Raw genomic sequence first — 19809 nt, forward strand, 5'->3', positions numbered from 1 at the left:
TATAGTATATTTTATCACAATCTTGTATTTTATTATCCGCCTAAGATAGAGTTTAGTAAAATTATTAAAATCAGAACTATCCGCAACATCATTTTGGATAACATCTATGTATTCAATAATTCTTGAAAGTGTTACATTTTGCAAGAGCCTAACATAAGTAAAAGTTGTAAAAAAATACTTCTCATTATTGGCTACTTTTATTATTTTTTTATTCTTAATCCTTTAAGAGCTAATTCTCTCAAGCGCATCACCTCATCAAATAAAAATAAAAAGAACTCTAATTAACTAGAGTTCCTAACGTAATAACCTTCTAATCATTGATTAAACAATTCTATAAAAGTCCTTCAATGTATTTTAAATCTTCAATTGTAATTGGATAATTAATACTATCAATATAATTAGCAATTTTATCAACAACTTCATCATATGAGGTTGTAAATTTATTTTCTGAGTATTGATTATAAACTGATACATTTCCTAACCATTGAGCGTTAAAATAATTAATATTTTTCTTGAATTCTTTCACTTCATTACCAAAGGATATTTCAACTTCTGATATTAATTTTTTATTATTAGATTTTAAAATTTTCTCATATTTACTTATTAATTCATTGCCCTTCTCAAAATACAACTTTTTCTCCCGCCACATACTGTCAATTTCACCTTTTAGTTTTAATATATCAGGATTTTTATTGTAAAAGTATAGTTTTGTTTCATAAATTGCATAGTACTCACTTAAAAAAGCAAGAGCATTGTTTATTTTTTCATTCATTGCCTTTTTCAACATATCATAGTTGTCAATAATTACTTTAACATGAACTAATTCATTATAAATTACTTCATCTAAGTTACCAAAGTCAAACATTGGTATTGTCATTGTCTTATCGTCTGTAGAATAGTTTGCTCCTAATTTAGCTTCAACTGTATAATCTACGTACTTTAAGAATTCACCATATTTTCTATCATTTAAGACTATATCTAAATATTTAAAAAACTTAGTTATAATATTAACTGCTTCTTCATGGTTAACAGAATCATTAAATTTAAAATTAATATTATTCTTTTCTATAATCATATTCCAATTTCACACCCCTTTGTAACCTATTTCTCTAAAAATAAGAAAAATCCTCTATTTTTACATTTTTTTAAATACAGATTAAAGCATTTACTCTTATATTACTTAGTAATTTTGCTAAATTCTTTAATTTTCTGCAAAATAACGAAATATCTCTAGTCAATTCTCTAGCACTTCTAGTACTTTTCACTAATTTCTCGTATTCAAAGCCATCTCTAAATTTTGCCAATTATAATTAGACAGCCATAACTAGTTTTGAAAATAAATCTACATTTGATTTTATCTTCTTGATATGATAACCCTTCTGAAACATAAAAAAGACAGCCCCCATCATAATCAATAGAATTAAATCTATCATTATTCAACGGAAACTGTCCTTATAAAGAACTTTTATTTAATTAAATTGTCTTTAAAGCTAGTAATATATAATAACAATAAAGTTTAGTCATTCCCAAAATGCTCCAATCTGTAAAGCCTTGAAATCACTAGCCTCCTTTGTTCTGAATTTTCTTGAATTATAATAAAGTTTGGTCAAAATATTATTTCTATTCTTTTTCTATTCAAAATTCCATTTAAAAAAATCATAATAAAGTTTGGTCATTTGACGGCCGTCATAAGAATTATGTCATTTTTCTTGATTCAAGATGTGGCTTGTTTTATATTGTAGAGGCATGAATTGATCTATTCATTTTTCTATTTTATCTTTCTACTTTCTTTCCATAAAGCCTGATCTTATAAGGATTAAAGCGAGATAATCTATTTAATTTTCTATATAAAAATCTATTTATTTTTCTATTTTTTACAGCCTGACTCTCAGATGAAGAGGCCGAAAAATAAAAAGGCTGTGCAGCGATGAATGTGAAAACATTCATCGGCCACACAACCTTGACTAAACTTTTTTATTTTTAACCAAACTTTTTATGTTTTGACTAAACTTTATTGTTATTGGACAAGTAAAACAGCCTATTATTTAGCTGCTTCTTCTATAGCAACAGCAACGGCAACTGTAGCACCAACCATTGGGTTGTTACCCATACCGATTAATCCCATCATTTCAACGTGAGCTGGAACTGACGAAGATCCTGCGAATTGAGCATCAGAGTGCATTCTTCCCATAGTATCAGTCATACCGTAAGAAGCTGGACCTGCTGCCATGTTGTCTGGGTGAAGAGTTCTTCCAGTACCACCACCTGATGCAACTGAGAAGTATTTCTTTCCTTGTTCAACACATTCTTTTTTGTATGTTCCTGCAACTGGATGTTGGAATCTAGTTGGGTTTGTTGAGTTACCAGTGATTGATACGTCAACACCTTCGTGATGCATTATAGCAACACCTTCTCTAACATCATCTGAACCGTAACACTTAACTTGTGCTCTTAATCCAGTTGAGTATGGAGTTTCTTTAACTATTTCAAGTTTTCCTGTGTAATAGTCAAATTTAGTTTGAACATATGTAAAACCATTGATTCTTGAAATGATCATTGCAGCATCTTTTCCAAGACCGTTTAATATAACCTTTAATGGTTCTTTTCTTACTTTGTTAGCTTTTTCAGCTATTTTGATAGCACCTTCAGCAGCTGCGAAAGATTCGTGACCAGCTAAGAATGCGAAACATTTAGTTTCTTCTCTTAAAAGCATAGCGCCTAAATTTCCGTGTCCTATACCAACTTTTCTGTCGTCAGCAACTGAACCAGGGATACAGAATGCTTGTAAGCCTTCGCCTATTGCAGCAGCAGCATCAGCAGCAACTTTACATTCTTTTTTAATTGCTATAGCAGCACCAACAATGTAAGCCCACATAGCATTTTCGAATGCGATTGGCTGAGTTGATTTAACTATATTGTAAACATCTATGCCTTTATCAAGACTTATTTGTCTAGCTTCTTCAAGGCTTGCTATTCCGTATTTTTCTAGTACTGGAGTGATTTGATTAATTCTTCTTTCATAACTTTCAAATAAAGCCATATTTTTCGACCTCCCTTATATTATTCGTGTCTTGGGTTGATGTACTTAGCAGCATCAGCAAATCTACCATAAGAGCTTGTAGCAGCTTCTTTAGCTTCATTTGCATCAGTACCTTTTGTTATAGCGTCCATCATTTTACCTAAGCTTATGAATTCATAACCGATAATTTGATCATCAGCATCCAAAGCTAGTCTTGTAACATAGCCTTCAGCCATTTCTAAATATCTTGGTCCCTTGTCTAATGTACCATACATAGTACCAACTTGGCTTCTTAATCCTTTACCAAGGTCTTCAAGTCCTGCTCCGATAGGTAGTCCACCTTCTGAGAATGCAGTTTGAGTTCTTCCGTAAACGATTTGTAAGAATAATTCTCTCATAGCTGTGTTTATAGCATCGCATACTAAGTCAGTATTTAATGCTTCTAAAATAGTTTTACCAGGTAATATTTCTGAAGCCATTGCTGCAGAGTGAGTCATACCTGAACATCCTATTGTTTCAACTAATGCCTCTTGGATTATACCGTCTTTTACGTTTAATGTTAATTTACATGCCCCTTGTTGAGGTGCACACCAGCCTATACCGTGAGTTAATCCTGATATGTCTGATACTTCTTTAGCTTGTACCCATTTACCTTCAACTGGAATTGGTGCTGGACCATGATTTGGGCCTTTTGCTACAGTGCACATGTGTTGTACTTCTGTTGAATAGATCATATTATTATCTCCTTCCCATTACTTAATATTATAGGAACCCTTAAAGGGTTAGAAGCGAAAGCACATGGTTTTTCAACCTTCGTACTTATCCTGCCCCAGAGGGCAATAATTGTCCCACTGGCATCCATATAATTATACTACGACACTAGGTTTTAAACAATATCTTTTTAAATTTTACACCAAAATCAATGGCTTTTAGATTCATGAAAAAACTTAACACCGCTATTATTCTGGAATACATGTTATAATTATGAAATGAAAATTCGGTAAAGTACAGTCGAATAATAATGGATATGCTACCTATATAGTTCCCAATTCTTTAGATGTTCTTGATAGAATCTATAATGATTATAAATCAAAGGTTATAAAAATTATGTCAAATTCATGTAATGTTGATAAAATTAATGAATATTTCTAACCAGAATATATATAAGTTTAGTTTTTAACCCCGTTGTGCTAGTTAAATACGCTGGTAATACTTACAAATAGAAAAACTCCAGCATATTCGCTAAGCTATCATTAAAAAACACGACTAATCTAATGATAGGAGGCTAACTCATATACCGGAGTTTAATAAAGATTTTATTGTTGTCACTTATGTTATAATTGATGATTTTTACAAAAAGGTAACTCTACGTCGCAATATTAATAAATCAGTAATGTCTAATAGCGAAATCATTACTTTACCTTTAATAGATGAACTCGTAACCATTGGCTCTGAAAAAGCTTGGTTTTGTTCTAAAAACTTACGAAATTTATTCCCTAATTCTTGTAGTAGAACAAGATTTTATAGAGTAAGAAAATCCTTATTTAGAATCACAGATGCAATCCGTAAGGAATTTATGGAATTTCTTAACTATCAATATGATCTAATAAGAATTGCATATAGTATGCCTATTCCTGTGTGTAAATTTGGTAGAACTCACTTTCATAAGTCATTTGACTATGAGCGATGCGCTTCGAAAAAAGAGACATATTATGGCTTTAAATTACACGCTTTAGTTGCTTTAAATAGGTAGATAATGCAGTGAGAGGATATAATAGTACTATATTAACTGTATGGGGAGAAGACTATAACATGAATACTAATTTTGTGTAGGCTGTAGCTAGTATGAAATAATCTAGACAGGAGTATAATTCTGATGGGTTGAATAGGAAGATACATGTTATAAGTTGAAGTAAGCTATAGATACCTATAGATAAATTATGTTTTTGCATAAAAATTTCTTGCCATAGTTATGGTGAAATATAGATAGATTTTATAATAAGTTTAAGATAATATTAAGGTATCTATAGCTTTAAATAATTATATTCTTTTATGCAAAATAAAATATAGTCTAGGCGTATTTCTTAAATATTTCTACTGTAACTGTGCCTAGGGCTCCACCATCTAAATTATCTCCAGAATAATCTACCATATAGCCAGTATTAATTGATGACACTTTAAAGGTATTTGTACTACTTCCCCATGGACAATCCCAATAAATGTTGCATATTTGTTGACCTTGGTCATCGCAGACATTGAAAGAGCCTTCTGTACCACTAGAAGCGTCCTCTCTCCCACATGAGGAAATAGAATAAGGAATTTCTTTCTTCACTTGATAATTTTCAAGGGTATTTTTATCAATTTCTGCATCTTTATTATTTGGGGCATAAAACTTACCCCAATCTAGTTGAAAATTTTTAAGAACTACATCACAGTTATCTGGTAAAATCGTAATAGTTACCCATTGAGCGTATGCCATATTTAACATCTCCTTTTTTATATTTTTGTTGGATGCAATTTATTCTTACTTAGTTATTTTTATATAAATTAAACTACAAACAACTACATGTAATATATTACATTAATAGTTAAAATATGTAAACAGATAAATGGTAGACTACTGATTAAAAATTTAAGTTAGAACCATAAAAGTATATAATAAATTAATAATTGAAATATAGTATACATGTGAATATTATTGGGTTTAAAACTGTTGCCTTTGCAATAAATAGTAACTCAATGTAGAAGTGTCTGTTGAGTTACTAATGAAACAATCTATAATGTTAAATATAAATTTATATATTTTTTTATATATTTTTTTGCACCTGAAGGCTACTTTTTCATATCATATATAGTAATTATTGTTTATGTGGAGTTGAAAATGAATAACTGTAGTTTTAATCTTAATAATTGTAATGAAGAAACAGAGGAGACACTTGGTTATGTGGTTTCAAGCAACAATAAAAGTTTTATACATGTAGGAAAATCAAGTAAATATGATGGGTGTTTTGAAAAAGGATTGTTAGTTCCCGGAGCTCCACTTATTGTAAACAAAAAAGAGTATGTTCCAGATACCATTCCAGGCATTGAAACAATTACTCTTGAGTGCAATAATGATCCAGTCACTAAATATTCGATTATTGTAAAAGGAGCAAATCCTTATGAAAAGAAAGGTATAAAACTACTCTTTACAGATTGTAATGATGAAGTTTATATTTTAAGAATATACTCTAGAATTAATAAGGAACATATATTTAACTATCAGAGTTCTGCAGGATATATAAAAAAAATTTCGTGGTATTCTTAAAAACTGGAATCTAATATTATCCTGGTACTGTACTAAAAAATACAGTACCACCATAATCATTTTTATATTCTTTTTATGTTTCTTCGAGAAACTTTCTTATAGAACATTATAGATCCTAATATCAACAGGATAGCAATTATTATAACTGGTAAGAAGAAACTATTAGATGACTTTTCATCTATATCAATTGGATTATTAGCTTCATCTTTTGGCAAAGTTTCTGTAGCTACATTTATTCCTTCCTTATCATTGAAATCTAAGATATCATTAATAGTATTATCCTTTGGTACAGCATCATTACTACTATCGACATTTTGAACTTTATTTAGCAAGCCAGAACTGTTATTGTTCTTTTCTATTTTGGTCGTTTCTTGTTGGAGAGGCGTTTTTGTAGTATTTATTTCTGTTTTATCGATAAAACTACTATTTTCAGTTATATTGTTCTGTTCAATATTTTTATTACTGCCAATATTGTTTGATGCAGAACTTTCAGTTTTTCTAGATTCATCATTATTAGGTTCTTTTACCTTTTTCATTTGTTCTGTGACTATTAATTGATAATCTATATCAACCAATGAAGTATTTACTTTTTCAACTAATTCTATTTTAAAATTATCTGAGTTTATATTTAATTTACCATCACTTAGAACTTCAGCTTTAATTGAAAGAAAGTTGTTGGTACCTGTATAACCTTTTGTATCCCCTAAAAATGTAAAACCGTACTTAGCTTTATTATTTTCATTATTAGGATAGTTATACTCATATATATTTTCTCCTGTAATAGATCTATTTACAGAAATGTTTTTTACTAAAATGATTTTACTATCATAGTTAAAGTCAACACTAGCAGCATACATATTTGTTATGTTGTTTAAATCAATTTGTATATCAATAAAATTACCTTTCTTTACTTCTCCTAGAGTTTTTATTTCGATACTTGCATCAGAGGCTTGTACAGAAGTTGATCTAAGCACCAAAAGAAAAACAAATAATATAAATGCAAAATTAAATATTCTTTTCACATTTTCCCCCTAAAAATATTTGGACAGCTATAGCGAATTTATATTGTAGCATCAAGAAAGTATCTCTTTTAATTTAACTATAGTTTATGCGTAATTTTAACAATATCAAATATATCTATAAGCCCATCTCTATTAAAATCAATCAATGATTTATAGCTAGTATCTTTCAGAGAAACATTATATTTACTAGCGATAGTAGCTAAATCCTTGATATCAATAATTCCATCCCTATTAATATCCTCATCAAGCTTTGTTGATAATACAGTAGTTAAAAGGATGTTGTTTTCAGTGTACTTAACTACTATTCCACTATCATTTTTATATATATCAGTTATAGTTCCTGAAGTTTTAAATAATATATCATTTGTATTCTTTACTACGTTGTATTTCATAACACAATTAGCAGTTCTTCCGTCAACATCGGAACCATTTATATAATAGATATTTTTTCTATCTCCAACAAAATCATTTGTAACAAAAGATAGCAATTCATTAGTTGAATTAGCACCATATAAATTTGTATAAGTTAAAGAGTTTCCTACTTTGTAATTTAAAGTATCTTCTGTTCTAGCAATATAACTATAACTTCTCAAAAATGAAAACTTGTTGCTTGGAGCTGCTATTGAATCTACTGGAACCCAACTATGATCTTTATTCATTTCGTTATCTGAACAATTAAAATAAGCATATCTATTTTTGTTACTTTCAGGAACAGGATCATCCCAAGTTACATCTAAATGATAGTACACTCCTTCAATTTTAACAATATTCCATGCGTGATTCATAGGAGCACTTTCGATTATTCCTGACTCTATTCCACACTTTTCAAAAAGTAAAGATGCTGCTTTAGAATATCCGTCACATACAGCCTTACCATTGATTAATGCTGCATAGGAAGTATGAGATATCAGAGGTACATTTCCCGATGATACAGATTGAGAATCATATGTGCAATTTTCAATAAGATAATCGTGGATTACATATTCTTTTTGCACCTCACTGTCTACTAAGTCTAGGTAGTTTTCTTTTATATAATTAACTTTAGCATCTAATTTTTGTTTCATTATTTTACATGTAGGAATATCGTATAGATAGCTTATGTAAAGCTTATAAGAAACTATTTTACCATTCTGATCTGTAGTATAAGAGCAACGAACATTATTGCTGATATAGAATAAATCTGGAGCTTGTTTATAAACAAGACAATATAAATCTAATGGAATTTGTGGTGTGTCAATTACACTAGCAAAAGCTGATAAATCAATAGTCTGTTGAAAATTAACTAATCCATTATATATAGCTTCTGTAATAGCTAGTCCATCTGCTGTAGAAGTTGCATATGTATTAGCACTATAATCTAAGGTTTTTGTTGTGGAATTATCGAAATCATTTAATTGCAAGCTTGCAGTTTTCACTTGAGTATTAGGTAACTCTGTACCTCTAATATCAACATTAAATAACATCGAATTTAATACTAATGTTATCGCTAATAATTTATTAAGTTTATTCATAATCGCATCCCCTTTTCGATTATTATAAATTTTCACTAATTAATAATTCTTTCTCATAATTTGGTATAAAAATCTTAGTAAATACAATTATACATTATATAGGAAATAATGTATAATTGTATTTACTTGCAGTTAATTAGAAATTAAATAAATTCTAGGAATGAAATCAAATAATGAAAAATTATAATCATAAATATAATTAAATTATAATTGTTTAAGAATAATTAATCAATATTTGAGAAGACCTTTCTTAGGACTATTTTGATATCGCACTAAAAATCTACTTTATTCTAGCTTTTTTTTAATCTTCTACAATAAATATCTATATATTGGGGATTGATACAATTAAGTTTTTAATTTTTTTAATAATAACGTTTAATATAGTGAATTTACAACTTTATTTTTTCAATATATAATTAAAGCTATAATATTCAATTAGTTGAAGGAGGAAACATATGAAAATTTTATTTAATAAAAAGATAAAAAAATCGTTTAGCACCATTTTTGTCTTATCCTTTTTTATGCAAATGTCTTTATTTGGGATTCCTGTATTGGCAGCTTACTCACCAGCCCAAATCTCCTATGTCGTTACTGGTGAAGCGACAGTTGGAAATACAATTATCATTACGGCTAACATTTCGTCTGTAAGTAATCTATACGCATTATCTTGGGATTTTATTTATGATTCAAATATGCTACAAATACAAAGCATTGAATCCGGTTCTATACTTGGAACTAGTGTTCAAAAAAATATCATCAATAACTTGGGACAAGCCTCGATTTGGATTTCTAAGACTGGAAATGTAGAATCTACAAATGGTTCGGGGACCGTTGCTATAATAAAGGCTAAAGTTCTTAAAGCAGGAGTTATCGATCTTAAAACAACCAATGATAAAGCCACTCTGAATCTCACAGGGTCAACTTCGTGTATAAAATTGTCTGATAATAATGGAAATATGCTTATGTACAATTTCACAGATACTTCTATAACATCAAAGATTGTATCGCCACTTTCTCCTGGTAAATATGAAAATACCAATAGCAATCTTACTTATAGCGGATCTTGGACTAAAGTTTCTGATGGTAGCCAACAGTATTCAAATATAACTAATAGTGTCTTGACCTTTACATTTGAAGGAGCTGGTTTAAATATATATGCACTTATGGCTTCAAATCGTGGTATAGCAAAAGTTTATATTGATGATGTAGCTTATGATTTTGATGAGTATAATGCGTCAGCACAAAGTAAAATTGTTTTCACAAAAGATGGGTTGAAAGCTGGGATACATACAGCAAAGGTTGTCGTTTCTGGTACTAAAAATCCTGCTTCCTCTGGATACTATATTTCAATCCATGCTATTGAAATTTTAGGAGCACCAACAAATCTTGTAGCAGGAAAATATGAAAATACAGATTCTAAGCTGAACTATACTGGTTCTTGGACTAAGGTTTCTGATGGTAGTCAACATTATTCAAATGTAACTAATAGCGTCTTGACTTTCACTTTTGAAGGTTCTGGTTTAAATATTTATGCGCTTATGGCTTCAAATCGTGGTGTAGCAAAAGTCTATATTGATGATGTAGCTTATGATGTTGATGAGTATAATGCGTCAACACAAAGTAAAATTGTTTTCACAAAAGATGGATTAGCAACGGGGAAACATACAGCAAAGATTGTTGTTTCTGGTACTAAAAATCCTGCATCCTCCGGATATTATATTTCAATTGATGCTATTGAAATTTTAAGTGCACCAGTAAATCTTATAGCAGGAAAGTATGAAAATACAGACCCAAAACTGACTTATACTGGTTCTTGGTCTAAAACTTCTGACGGTACCCAAAGTTATTCAAATGTAACTAATAGCGTCTTGGCCTTCACCTTTGAAGGTGTCGGGTTAAATATTTATGCACTCAAGGCTTCAAATCGTGGTATAGCAAAAGTTTATATTGATGATGTAGCTTATGATGTTGATGAGTATAATGCTTCACCACAAAGTAAAGTTGTTTTTACAAAAGCTGGGTTATCAGTTGGGAAACATACAGCAAAGATTGTTGTTTCCGGTACTAAAAATGTTGATTCTTCTGGGTATTATATTTCAATTGATGCTATTGAAATCCTAAGCGCACCAACAAATCTTGTAGCAGGAAAATATGAAAATACAGATTCTAGGCTGGTTTATAGTGGCTCTTGGACTAAATCTTTTGATGGTAGCCAACATTATTCAAATGTAACTAATAGTGTTTTGAACTTCACCTTTGAAGGTTCTGGTTTAAATATTTATGCACTTATGGCTTCAAATCGTGGTATGGCAAAAGTTTATATTGATGATGTAGCTTATGATGTTGATGAATATAATGCTTCATCGCAAAATAAAGTTGTTTTCACAAAAGATGGGTTATCAGCTGGGAAGCATACAGCAAAGATTGTTGTTTCTGGTACTAAAAATGCTGACTCCTCTGGATATTATATTTCAATTGATGCTATTGAAATCCTAAGCGCACCAACAAGTCTTGTAGCAGGAAAATATGAAAATACAGATTCTAGGCTTATTTATAGTGGTGCTTGGACTAAATCTTTTGATGGTAGCCAACATTATTCAAATATAACTAATAGCGTTTTGACCTTCAATTTTCAAGGTTCTGGGTTAAATATTTATGCACTTATGGCTTCAAATCGTGGTATAGCAAAAGTCTATATTGATGATGTAGCTTATGATGTTGATGAGTATAGTGCTTTATCGCAAGGTAAAGTTATTTTGGCAAAAGATGGTTTAACACCTGGAAATCATACAGCAAAGATCGTTGTTTCTGGTAACAAAAACATTGATTCTTCTGGATACTATATTTCAATCGATGCTGTTGAAATAAAATAATAATATGTAAAAAAATTTTTTATATAGGACACTAAAACCATTCACTTTCAAGTGAATGGTTTTTCTAAATAGAAAAAAGGTTCTTTATAGAGTTAGTTGAGTTATGTTATAAAATTAAACAAAACAGTAAAGACGTTATAAATGGATAGGATAAGCGTATTTTTGATGATACGTATAATCATTCATTGATAAATGCGTTAAATAAGGATTTAACAGAAAGTATCATTACATGTAATCATAGTAAATAGGAATATGTTAGCTGAAGGTGGTGTTAATAAGTCAGAGGGAAATTAAAAGAATTATTAGTAGTTGTAGTAGTTTTGGCATATTACCAAAAATCTACTACAACTTAAGGAATGCAAAATCATTTAACACTGAAAAGAAACACTTTCCAATTGACAATATCAAAATGACTTATTAAGTAATTTTTCAAAGGCTTTAAACTATACTTTTTATATTATCCTTTATATCTTTGAATTTAGGGTAAGTTTTATACAAATACTCTGCCATAATCTCCATCAGTTCAAAATCATTTTCGCTATCTATATCGAGAATAGCAGTATCAGTCATTTTAACTATATCTATTTTCCCATCAAATACTGTACGTACATCATTGTTTATAAGAAATGCTTTTGCATAAACATATATAGATGCATTCATATCATATACTTCAGGTGCCTGCTGCCTTGCAACAAAATTTGAACTAATTACTTTGCTAACTACTCCATTTTCATTTTTTACCATATTAAAATAGGGATTTCTCCTTGCTTCGACAACTGAAAAAACCACATCTGTAGAAGTATTTTCTATTTTTTTATTTACTGCATTCTCTAAATCTATAATTGTCCTTAACGGTGAAGTTATATCTAAATCAACAATTATGTCGTATCCATACCCCTTCTCTTTTTCAGCCATCTCTAAACTATTTCTTATAACACTAACTTTAGGTGTATCGTCTTTTCCTAACTCTTCAACTCTTCTAATTTGTAAAATATCCAAATTAGTTTCACCAGCAAGCTTTAGTAAGTCTTGACTATCGGAATTAATAGCAATATCTATATGAAATCTATTGCTATTTCTTTTTTTGAATAAGTCTATACAGGATAAGGTATAGTACATTAGTGGATCTCCTAAAAAGGTTTTTAAATTCTTATTTCTAAGCCCTTTTGAGCCTGCTCTTCCACAAACAGTAAATAATATTTTCATTTTATTTCTCCTTCAGCAAATCTAAGAACTTCTATCGAATGTTCTATTGAATTTTCATTAATAGAATTTCCATCTATCATATCCAAAAATGTTTCTAGTTCTTTTATGTACATATAATTAGGTGAAGTATCAAAGGATTCAATTTTGCCATTTGGATACCTAATTTCATTTCTATAAAAATCACCAATGAAACGTCCTTTTTCAGTATATATTTCTACAGTACGTTCTTTATTCTTTCCAAAATAATCGAGGTGCAATTCAATAAGTTTATCATCGTATTTAAAAATATATATAGATAAATCATCACTGTCAATTTCTAAATGAGAATATTTTCCTCTTACATTATACGCATTAGAAGGAAATCCAAATAAATGAAAAAGATAATCTAATTCATGAATACAATCAATACTAACACCGCCACCTTGGTCCTTATGAGCACTATATATATTTCTATAGTCTACATTTGGTCTCCAATCAGGTAAATATGAAGAGCAAATACTTCTTACAGAATAAACCTTGTTTTCATTTACAACTCTTTTAATTGATTCAAGAACCTTAGTATATCTTAAAGGGGCTGCCACATAGTAAATACCATTATCATTAGTCTTTTTACACAATAGTTGCTTCCAATCATATTTACTATGATCAAAAACTGGTTTTTAATATAAATTTATTAATGGTATCATAATGCATATTGGTTGGATTTGTTATAAATACAATATCATAATTATCATCTAAATCAGATGCTTCAAATATTTCTCTATCTATAAACTGTTTAATTTCTTCACTTAAAATTCTATTACTTTCTCTAAATGCATGAATCTCAAGATCAATTTGCCTATCCATTGAAACACTTTTCAAATTATTTATATGTCTACATCCAATAGATCCTAAACCAACGAAACATACTTTCATAATTAAACACCTTCGATTTGATCAAGAATTGATAAAACATATTTATCATCTTCAAAAGTATATTTTTCGTTATTTGTACCTTTGATTTTATCAATAAATGTTTTAAGTTCATCTAAATAAGCATTCTCAATTATATTTTCTGAGTAATTATTGTTTTTATCAACCTTCATATAAGTCTCAATATTATTTTCCTTTTTAGTTTCAATATCATATTCACTTAATGATTGTGGTGTACCTTTCCAAAAAACATGTATATCTTCACCAAAGACTTCTAAGTTTCTAATAGCTTTTCTTGAAACAACATCAATAGAAAGCATACCTAAGGAGCCGTTATCATGGGTCAACAAAATTTGATATGTATCATAATAATTTAATTCTAAACTACTGGAATTACTCTTGTTTACTTTGATATTTGTAATTTTCCCGAAAACTTTATATATCCAAGGCATTTCAATAGCTAAAATTTCTCTACAACCATTGCTTCTTTTTTCATTTACAAAAAAGTCTTTATAGTTTTCCCAAGGATGCCAGTCAGGTAAATATTGTCCGATATGATATATGTAGTTTACTTTATTTCTCGATTGTTTAACTTTAGTGGATATATAGTCTATTTCTTTTCTATATAGCATTGTAGAAGATAAAAACAAAGTTACATTTTTCTCTTTTGCTAGCTTTATAATTTCATCATAAGAATCAGCAACTAAATTAATTTCTGTAAAAACATTCAAGTTATAATTTATGCATTCCATAATAATCTTATGATGTGATAAAGGAGAGGTACATATTATTACTCCATCTAACTTTAAATTGTTTTTTGCATCTTGGATACTAGCAAAAGTTTTGACATTAAACTCTTTTTCTACAATATCTCTTCTTTCTATGCTTAAATCTATTCCAAATACTTCCACTTCATCGAAGTATTGTTTTAATAATCTTATTCGTCTTTTTCCCATAGATCCAAGTCCAACAACAAGTAATTTCATATAATCACTCCATTTTTATATATTAATATATATATCAATAAATAAGTACTGTCTTCTACTGATATATCTTCACTTTAATTTTTTTTATTCAATCTTTTATTCTTTATTATGAACTTAAAGTTAATTATAGCTACAATGATAAAGAAGATAACAAAAAATAATACACTAGCAATGCAAATTAAGATAAATAATTTGAGCTTATCACTTGTTTGAATATATAGTCTGAAAATTTTTTCTATAATATAAGAAGTTAATAAACAGCTTATAAGTGATGAGATAAATATAAAAGGAGCTTTACCAAATGAAATATCTATCTTGCTATTTAACCTAATTGTTAAAGCGATAACACTAAATAAAGTTGATAATGTAGTTGCCAATGCGACACCTACTACTCCCATGTATCTTGATAGAATAACACTTAAAATAACATTTATTATTGTAACCATAATTCCATTTTTCATAGAAGTTTTTGTATCTTTTAATGAGTAAAAAACTCTAGATAATAAATCTCTTAAAATGAATAACATCATTGTAGGAATTAACATAAAAAAAACCTTTGCTGTGTTTTGCGTATCTTCAGCAGTAAAGGCGCCCCCTTCAAATAATACCCTAACAATTTCTGTTCTGAATATTATCATTATAAAGGATATAGGAAGTATAAAAATTATGCAAAAAATCAATGTATTAACTAATATTTTTTTTAATTTTACTAATTCATTTTTATTAACGGCTTCAACCATTTCATTAAATAAAACATTGCTAATTACAATTGACACAATACCATATACTAGCATAATTAATTTATTTGAATAGTTTAAATTTGATATTGCACCTTCTCCTAAAAGACTTACTATAATTTTATCTATAGTTAAGTTAATTTGGTTAACAGATGACCCTACAATCACTGGTCCCATCAAAATAAACATTCTTTTAATATATGAATCCTTAAAATTAAAATCAACTCGGAATCTATATCCGTGTTTAATAATTTTAGGCATTTGAACTAATGCTTGTATTAAAAAAGCAAAAACTACACTCCATACTAAACCTTTAATACCATACTTACTTGAAAAAACAAGTAAGTATGAAATGCAAACAATATTAAACATTAAGCTAGAAAAAGAAGGTGTTTTATATTCCTTTTCTGCATTAAGTGCAAAGGCAATGATACTTTGAATACCTAAGAATATTATCGATATCATCATTATTCTTGTAACTTCGATAGCAAAGTTTATTCTGTCAGAACCGAATTTTATAAAACCTGGTGCAAAAATCATTATCAGTTGTTTTGCAAAAACAATACATATCATCGATAAAACTATTGATAAAATTAGTATGATATTCACATTTTTATTTAGAAATTTTAATGCTGTTTTTTTATCATCCTTAATTTTTATTTCTGAATAAATAGGCATAAAGGATGTTCCCATGGAAGTTCCAACAGCAGAAAATAAGATTGATGTCATTCCAAATGCAAAGAAAAAAACGTCTGATTCAAAGGTTGCTCCAAATTGTTTTGCTATAAGCATTTCTTTTAAAAAACCTAAAACTTTTCCAAGTCCAACTAATATGATTACCAAGAAAGTATCTTTTAAAATCCTATGTTTTTTCAACAACAATTCCTCCTCTTATAAATTTAGGAACTATATATAGTCCTAAAATAAAGGAAATTATAAAATATAATCCCATGGCGTAAGAAATCATATTAATAAAAAACATATGTAAAATAATTGAATATATAATTGAATACATAAGCTTATAGTTCTTATTATTCCTCCTGGAAAAGATCATTTGTGAGATAACTCCCAAAAAGAACATATATATAAATCCATATATCCCAAAGTCAATATATACATCTCCAAAAAATGTGCTATACACCCCAGATTCTGGTACGAAATTTTCTATATTTCCTATAGTTCTGTAGGATACTCCAAGTAAACTTAGCCCCTTAAATATTGGATTGAACTGATATTGACCATAAGCAATATTATCAGTATCGAATACATCTACAAGTAATTGAAATTGATATATACCATGAATTAGATAATGTCTCAAACTAACAGTTGCATATATTATCTCTCCACTAACTACATTATTGTCAAGAAAGTTCCAAATAAAGTCATCAAGATCCACATGGTGCATCTTCTCTAGATATATAAGTGCATCTGATGTATTTTTTTTCTGATATTGTAATCTATCAGATAAAATTGTAACTGAATAGAAAAAGAAACCTATAAGAAATACAGATATAAAAGCAATAATTTTTATTTTTTTTGATTTACTTAAATTTAATTTTTTACTAAAGAAAATAAATAATACAGCTACTGCTATAAAAGTAATTTGAGTTCTCGTTCCTATTGCTACAGAGAATAGAATTATCCCACCAAAGTTAGCCCAAACAGCTATTTTTTGTTTTTTTTCAAAAGATTTTTTATCATCGATATAGGCTAACAGAAGCAATAGAGCCATCGGAAATAGTAATGCAGATATTAGACTTATAAAATTAAAACTATTCCCAGTATAGTTACTTTTGAAATCTGAACTACCTGAATATGATAGGTAATTTTTGTTTACAATTAAATCATAACCTTTAGTAAGTAAGCCAATAATACTTAATATAATTAATGTATTTATCCACTTCTTATTATATGTACCTTCATGACTCACCTCAAGGCTTTCCTTGTTTCGTTCAATGACTTTCAAAAAAGTAGCACCCAGAATAAATGCAATTACATATATCGCTAATATGAATATTCCATTACTTTTAAGAATTATTGTATATGAATGAGTGTGGAAAATATACGCAATACTCCATAATACCATGGAGAAAATTATTGCTTTGATTGGTGAGTTAAGTTTCTTTAGCAGATTCATAATTACCTCTCTCATGAATTTTATTTAAAATCAGATTTGCTATTATATCATGATACTTGTTTTTAAAGTGAAAATAATCTATGTTATAAAATTCTTTATAAAAATCACTTGAAAAAACAGTGGAATCAATATAATTATTACGATATTCATTGGATAACCATTGATTAATTTTTTGTGCTTTTTTATTATGATCATCACCATATATACGTTCTAGCACTTCAAACAATGGTATTATATACAAAGTATTACTATTAGATTTGCATCGAGCTATTATTTCTGCAAGATTATTTTTTAAAATATCCTCAGTCACATAGAACTCTTTCTTTCTCATCCTTTTTATAATTATTCTTCTTAAAATAAAAAATGGATATCTAAGAAAAAAGCTTAATGAACGTTTAGGAGGAATAGAAAACAATGAATCCTTAGCTAACTTAGGTGCGATTTTCTTAAGTTTAGCCATTAATCTTTTAGGCATCCTAGGATGTATATCAGGGTTACCTATTTGTAAGATAATAACATCATAGTTTTCGTCTAATTGTAATTGGTTAAGTATTTTATCTGTAGATATTCCAGCAAATACATTGATATGTATAGATAAAGTATTATCTTTCTTCACTCGTGTCGAATAAGATTCACATCCATAATCAGATCCATGAGAATCACAAATTATTGCCACTTTAAGCATAGTTATCATTTCCTTCAACATAACTAATTAATTTTTCAAAAGCATATTTCATATTGGATATATTTTTTTCGCTGATACTAGCAGGAGAATTTAGAGCATCACCTACTAATCCTTCAAAAGAATATTTTAGAATATTTTCTTTTATATGCTTTATATCGTTAAGCTTATCATGGACAACATTTGACATTAGTGCTTCACCTATATCGTTCTCACTTTTAATATATTTTACAGTAGAAAGTTTAGAAAAATACATATCAATTAAAGTTACTGCCTTAAGCCCCATTATTCCAGCCTCATAGGCTATTGTACCAGTTATAGTAACTATAAGTTCTGCATGTTTTGCTAACTCTAACGTATCCATATATGGATCAACCATTACTACTCCTGGAATTTTAGATATCTCTTCTAAATATCCTTTATTTCTTTCACCAAAAGCTAGAGAATGCTCTTTTACATATATCTTAGTATTACTAGGTACAAATTTTGATAATCTCCTGATAGTCTCTATTTGGTTATTATATTTTATGCCAAGAACGTCAACACTTGATTCTGGTTGTTTATGTAAAGTGAAAATTATGTATTTCTCATTCAAATAATCCGGTTTACTAAACAAATTCTTTCTATTCAATATAAAAGACTTAAACGGCTTCAAATATTTTTTTTCAACGAATAATTGGTATTTTAAGGGTTTTACCGAGGCATCATTCTTACTTAGCCTAATAGATTCATTAAGTTTAATAAAGCATCGCTTTACAAACTTAAGATCATACTTTGGTATTTTAATTAGTTGGTTCCAGTAAAAAGGTTTTTCTTTTGTTACAGTAACAATGTCATATATTTTTTTACAAATGTTTTCCAAAGAATCATTTGATATTTCGCTTTCTACTGGAATTACTTTTGATATTTCGATTCCATCAAAAAAAGCAAACCTTTCAGATGGCATTCGAATAGTTTGTGGGACAGCATATAATTTTCGTTTATATTTGCATACTAATGAGATTAACACTTCATGAGCAGCTGTTATCTCACTAGTTATTATTTTTATATTATGTTTGTCTATAAACTTAGAACTCTCACAAACTACATAAGTAAAATATCTAAGGGCTTTTTCATAATCCCAATTTGAAATAATTCTGTCCATATAATAAACAGAATTAAAACTAACTCCAGTTTTAATCTGCATATCTTCTACAAATTCCAAATCTTCTTTAGAAACATTGTAATTATTTGCTTGAGTTAGGTCTAAATACAATATTTTGTCAGTAGTTACCCCGTTATCTAGTAACTGTTTTATATAATAGCTTGAGGGACTTATCCAAAATATATTATTATTATCTTTTAATTGTTCTGATATTTTATAAAAAATTGGTGTTTTCTCAAAACATGTAATAAACGCTAAGTTCATTCTGTAATT

17 protein-coding genes and 1 pseudogene are annotated in these 19809 nt (G+C 28.7%); 3 read left to right on the plus strand and 15 right to left on the minus strand.

What is annotated here, in order from left to right:
* Positions 1-331 precede the first annotated feature (331 nt).
* From CLOCEL_RS10960 to CLOCEL_RS10970, 4 genes are all read right to left on the minus strand, one after another.
* Positions 332-1075, minus strand: coding sequence for a hypothetical protein (locus tag CLOCEL_RS10960; RefSeq protein ID WP_010076852.1), 744 nt, complete (start codon positions 1073-1075; stop codon positions 332-334).
* Positions 1076-1145: 70 nt separating this feature from the next.
* Positions 1146-1304 carry a hypothetical protein gene (locus CLOCEL_RS22765; protein WP_157629736.1) on the minus strand — a complete coding sequence of 53 codons (159 nt, stop codon included), beginning with the start codon at positions 1302-1304 and terminating at the stop codon, positions 1146-1148.
* 737 nt (positions 1305-2041) lie between these two features.
* Positions 2042-3040: a GGGtGRT protein gene (locus tag CLOCEL_RS10965; RefSeq protein ID WP_010076851.1), complete on the minus strand. Its 999-nt coding sequence runs from the start codon at positions 3038-3040 to the stop codon at positions 2042-2044.
* Between the two features lie 20 nt (positions 3041-3060).
* Positions 3061-3753 carry an iron-sulfur cluster assembly scaffold protein gene (locus CLOCEL_RS10970; protein WP_010076850.1) on the minus strand — a complete coding sequence of 231 codons (693 nt, stop codon included), beginning with the start codon at positions 3751-3753 and terminating at the stop codon, positions 3061-3063.
* A gap of 560 nt (positions 3754-4313) precedes the next feature.
* Here CLOCEL_RS10970 and CLOCEL_RS22290 point away from each other — a divergent pair.
* Positions 4314-4766, plus strand: a pseudogene (locus CLOCEL_RS22290) (transposase family protein); the annotation flags it as partial.
* Between the two features lie 324 nt (positions 4767-5090).
* On the opposite strand, the gene CLOCEL_RS10975 reads toward CLOCEL_RS22290, so the two are convergent.
* The gene (locus CLOCEL_RS10975) at positions 5091-5498 is read right to left on the minus strand and encodes an aegerolysin family protein (RefSeq protein WP_010076847.1); all 408 of its coding nucleotides are present in this window, start codon (positions 5496-5498) and stop codon (positions 5091-5093) included.
* 402 nt (positions 5499-5900) lie between these two features.
* On the opposite strand from CLOCEL_RS10975, the gene CLOCEL_RS10980 reads away from it, so the two are divergent.
* The gene (locus CLOCEL_RS10980) at positions 5901-6326 is read left to right on the plus strand and encodes a hypothetical protein (protein ID WP_010076846.1); all 426 of its coding nucleotides are present in this window, start codon (positions 5901-5903) and stop codon (positions 6324-6326) included.
* Positions 6327-6388: 62 nt separating this feature from the next.
* Here CLOCEL_RS10980 and CLOCEL_RS10985 read toward each other — a convergent pair whose 3' ends face one another.
* Together CLOCEL_RS10985 and CLOCEL_RS10990 are read right to left on the minus strand one after the other, a co-directional pair.
* Positions 6389-7348: a cohesin domain-containing protein gene (locus CLOCEL_RS10985; RefSeq protein WP_010076845.1), complete on the minus strand. Its 960-nt coding sequence runs from the start codon at positions 7346-7348 to the stop codon at positions 6389-6391.
* 77 nt (positions 7349-7425) lie between these two features.
* Positions 7426-8859, minus strand: a complete 1434-nt coding sequence (locus tag CLOCEL_RS10990) for a transglutaminase domain-containing protein (protein ID WP_010076844.1) — start codon at positions 8857-8859, stop codon at positions 7426-7428.
* Between the two features lie 455 nt (positions 8860-9314).
* Here CLOCEL_RS10990 and CLOCEL_RS10995 point away from each other — a divergent pair, with 455 nt between their 5' ends.
* On the plus strand, positions 9315-11732 hold the full coding sequence (locus tag CLOCEL_RS10995; RefSeq protein WP_013291728.1) for a cohesin domain-containing protein: 2418 nt from the start codon (positions 9315-9317) through the stop codon (positions 11730-11732).
* Positions 11733-12170: 438 nt separating this feature from the next.
* On the opposite strand, the gene CLOCEL_RS11000 is transcribed toward CLOCEL_RS10995, so the two are convergent.
* The 8 genes from CLOCEL_RS11000 to CLOCEL_RS11030 form a co-directional block, all read right to left on the minus strand.
* Positions 12171-12938 carry an acylneuraminate cytidylyltransferase family protein gene (locus CLOCEL_RS11000; protein ID WP_010076841.1) on the minus strand — a complete coding sequence of 256 codons (768 nt, stop codon included), beginning with the start codon at positions 12936-12938 and terminating at the stop codon, positions 12171-12173.
* Positions 12935-13555, minus strand: coding sequence for a Gfo/Idh/MocA family oxidoreductase (locus tag CLOCEL_RS11005; protein WP_010076840.1), 621 nt, complete (start codon positions 13553-13555; stop codon positions 12935-12937). Before CLOCEL_RS11005 ends, CLOCEL_RS11000 begins: the two co-directional genes overlap by 4 nt.
* A gap of 28 nt (positions 13556-13583) precedes the next feature.
* Positions 13584-13853 carry a Gfo/Idh/MocA family oxidoreductase gene (locus tag CLOCEL_RS21995; RefSeq protein WP_010076839.1) on the minus strand — a complete coding sequence of 90 codons (270 nt, stop codon included), beginning with the start codon at positions 13851-13853 and terminating at the stop codon, positions 13584-13586.
* 2 nt (positions 13854-13855) lie between these two features.
* Positions 13856-14836 carry a Gfo/Idh/MocA family protein gene (locus tag CLOCEL_RS11010; RefSeq protein WP_010076838.1) on the minus strand — a complete coding sequence of 327 codons (981 nt, stop codon included), beginning with the start codon at positions 14834-14836 and terminating at the stop codon, positions 13856-13858.
* A gap of 74 nt (positions 14837-14910) precedes the next feature.
* Positions 14911-16449 carry a murein biosynthesis integral membrane protein MurJ gene (murJ, locus tag CLOCEL_RS11015; RefSeq protein ID WP_010076837.1) on the minus strand — a complete coding sequence of 513 codons (1539 nt, stop codon included), beginning with the start codon at positions 16447-16449 and terminating at the stop codon, positions 14911-14913.
* Complete coding sequence (locus CLOCEL_RS11020; RefSeq protein ID WP_010076836.1) at positions 16436-17710, minus strand: O-antigen polymerase; 1275 nt, start codon at positions 17708-17710, stop codon at positions 16436-16438. Before CLOCEL_RS11020 ends, murJ begins: the two co-directional genes overlap by 14 nt.
* Complete coding sequence (locus tag CLOCEL_RS11025; RefSeq protein ID WP_010076835.1) at positions 17688-18395, minus strand: SGNH/GDSL hydrolase family protein; 708 nt, start codon at positions 18393-18395, stop codon at positions 17688-17690. Before CLOCEL_RS11025 ends, CLOCEL_RS11020 begins: the two co-directional genes overlap by 23 nt.
* Positions 18388-19800, minus strand: a complete 1413-nt coding sequence (locus tag CLOCEL_RS11030) for a glycosyltransferase family protein (RefSeq protein WP_010076834.1) — start codon at positions 19798-19800, stop codon at positions 18388-18390. The genes CLOCEL_RS11025 and CLOCEL_RS11030 overlap by 8 nt, the downstream gene beginning before the upstream one ends.
* Positions 19801-19809 lie beyond the last annotated feature (9 nt).

The sequence above is a fragment of the Clostridium cellulovorans 743B genome (genome assembly GCF_000145275.1).
Classification (GTDB): domain Bacteria; phylum Bacillota; class Clostridia; order Clostridiales; family Clostridiaceae; genus Clostridium_K; species Clostridium_K cellulovorans.